Annotated in this window: 2 protein-coding genes; both read right to left on the bottom strand. The window is 73.3% G+C overall.

All coding sequences use genetic code 11. The annotated features are described in order from the left end of the window. Positions 1-95: 95 nt before the first annotated feature. Positions 96-1,052: a methylmalonyl Co-A mutase-associated GTPase MeaB gene (gene meaB, locus DQW06_RS16830; RefSeq protein WP_013151413.1), complete on the bottom strand. Its 957-nt coding sequence runs from the start codon at positions 1,050-1,052 to the stop codon at positions 96-98. A 336-nt stretch (positions 1,053-1,388) separates the two neighbouring features. Beyond that, positions 1,389-2,576: an acetyl-CoA C-acetyltransferase gene (locus DQW06_RS16825; protein WP_019608783.1), complete on the bottom strand. Its 1,188-nt coding sequence runs from the start codon at positions 2,574-2,576 to the stop codon at positions 1,389-1,391. Positions 2,577-2,716 lie beyond the last annotated feature (140 nt).

Here is a 2,716-nt window from a genome sequence, read left to right as displayed (position 1 = left end):
GAAAACCCGACCACCTGCGGAAAACACGGCCGCCACTGACATCACCACAGGCACCGGCACCGGCACCAGCACCAGCACCAGCACCAGCACCAGCCTCACCCCAGGTCAGTGCCCAACTCCTTCAGCACCACGTCAGCGGCGGCATAGGGGTCCCTCCTCCCCTCCGCCACGTCCTCGGCCAGCGCGTCCAGGCCGGTGTCGTCGCCCGCCCCGCCCATCCGCGAGCGCAGCAGGTCCAGCACGATCGCCTGCACCTCGTCCCGGGCGCGGGCGCGACGGCGACGGGCCAGGTCGCCGCTGGCCTCCAGGTGGGCGAAGTGCTGGTCCATCCGCTCCCACAGCTCGTCGACGCCCTCGTCCCTGGAGGCGACGGTCATCACGATCGGCGGCTTCCACTCCTGGTCGGTGCGATCCTTCATGGCGATCATCTGGCGCAGCTCGCGCAGGGTGGACTTGGCGCCCTCCCGGTCCGCCTTGTTGATCGCGAAGACGTCGGCGACCTCCAGCACGCCCGCCTTGGCGGCCTGCACCGAGTCGCCCATGCCCGGGGCGCACAGCACCACGGTGGTGTCGGCCTGCCCGGCGATCTCCACCTCGGCCTGGCCCACGCCCACCGTCTCCACCAGGATCACGTCGAACCCGGCCGCGTCGAGCACCCGCAGGGCGTGCGGCGTGGCCCAGGACAGCCCGCCCAGGTGCCCGCGGTTGGCCATGGAGCGGATGAACACCCCCGGATCGGTGGCGTGCTCCTGCATCCGCACGCGGTCGCCGAGCAGGGCGCCGCCGGTGAACGGCGAGGACGGGTCCACGGCGAGCACGGCGACGGTCAGCCCCTTCGCCCGGGCCGCGCGCACGACGGCGTTGGTGGTGGTGGACTTGCCCACCCCCGGGGAGCCGGTGAAACCCACCACCCGGGCACGGCCGGTGTGCGGGGCCAGGCCCGCCATGATCTCGCGCAGGGCGGCGGCCCCGTTCTCGACCAGGGTGATCGCGCGGGCCAGTGCCCGGCGGTCGCCCTCGCGGACCCGTTCGACCAGTCGGGGGGTGTCCATGGAACTCCTCGGTGTGGGCGGAGCAGGACGGGGCGAGGGCTCGTGGCCCCCGCCCCGCGGCTGTCAGGTGCGTCGTGTCCCCGGGGCTCTCCCGGGTACACAGTGTCTTCGAGTCACAGTGTCTTCGGATCGGGTCCCCCGCGCGGTCCGCCACGCGGGCGTCCGGGGATCTCCCGGCGCCCGCGGACGGCGTCCACGAGGGGGTCGGCCGCAGTCCGGCGGCCGTGGCTGCCTGGCCCTGGGCCCGGCGCGGCACCGCTCGATGGGCGCCCCGGGCGGCGGCACTACCGGGCGGGAACCGTCAGCGGCACCGCTCGGCGGGCGTCGTCAGCTGGATTACTCGGCGGGGACCGTGAACAGCAGGGCGTCGCCCTGGCCGCCGCCGCCGCACAGGGCGGCCGCGCCGAACCCGCCGCCGCGGCGGCGCAGCTCGTGGACCAGGTGCAGGGCGATGCGGGCCCCGGAGGCGCCGATAGGGTGACCGAGCGCGATGGCGCCGCCGTTGACGTTGACGATGTCCTCCGAGACGCCCAGGTCGCGGGTGGACTGGAGACCCACCGCGGCGAAGGCCTCGTTGATCTCGATCAGGTCCAGGTCCTCGACCGAGCGGCCCGCCTTGCCCAGCGCGTGCCGGATGGCGTTGGAGGGCTGGGAGTGCAGCGAGTTGTCCGGACCGGCGACGTTGCCGTGCGCGCCGATCTCGGCCAGGACCGTGGCGCCCAGTTCCTCCGCCTTGGCGCGGCTCATCACGACCACCGCGGCGGCGCCGTCGGAGATCTGCGAGGAGGAGCCCGCGGTGATGGTGCCCTCGCTGTCGAAGGCGGGGCGCAGGCGGGCCAGGCTCTCGGCGGTGGTGTCGGCCCGCACGCCCTCGTCGGCGGAGAAGACGACGGGGTCGCCCTTGCGCTGCGGGATCTGGACGGGGACGATCTCGGCGTCGAAGTACCCGGCGGCGGCCGCGGCGGCCGCGCGCTGGTGGGAGCGGGCCGCGAAGGCGTCCTGCTCCTCGCGCCCGATGCCGAGCTTGCCGTTGTGGCGCTCGGTGGAGGCGCCCATGGAGTCGCCCTCGAAGGCGTCGGTCAGGCCGTCGTGCGCGGTCGCGTCCAGGACCTCGACCGACCCGTACTTGTAGCCCTTGCGCGACTTGGGCAGCAGGTGCGGCGCGTTGGTCATGGACTCCATGCCCCCGGCCACCACCACGTCGAACTCGCCCGCGGAGATGAGCTGGTCGGCGAGGGCGATCGCGTCCAGGCCGGACAGGCAGACCTTGTTGATCGTCACCGACGGCACGTTCATGGGGATGCCCGCCTTGACGGCGGCCTGGCGGGACGGGATCTGGCCCGCGCCCGCCTGGAGCACCTGTCCCATGACCACGTATCCGACCTGTTCGCCGGTGATGCCGGCGCGTTCCAGCGCGGCCTTGATCGCGAAGCCCCCGAGGTCGGCGGCGGAGAACCCGGCGAGGGAGCCGAGGAGTCTGCCGGTGGGGGTCCGTGCCCCACCGACGATGACGGAACCGGGCATCGTAACTGGCCTCCAAATGCATGGGTGACGCACCTGGTCTGCAACGATACCCACACCGCCGTCAGCGATCCCCGGGAGGTTCACCCCATGAGTGACGCACCGCACTCGGCCAGCGAGTTCATCACCCCGCCCTCCTCCTC

The organism is Nocardiopsis sp. TNDT3, from assembly GCF_003427465.1.
Taxonomy (GTDB): Bacteria; Actinomycetota; Actinomycetes; order Streptosporangiales; family Streptosporangiaceae; genus Nocardiopsis; species Nocardiopsis dassonvillei.
Note: the sequence above shows the minus strand (reverse complement) of the source record. Positions and strands in the feature narration are given on the sequence as shown.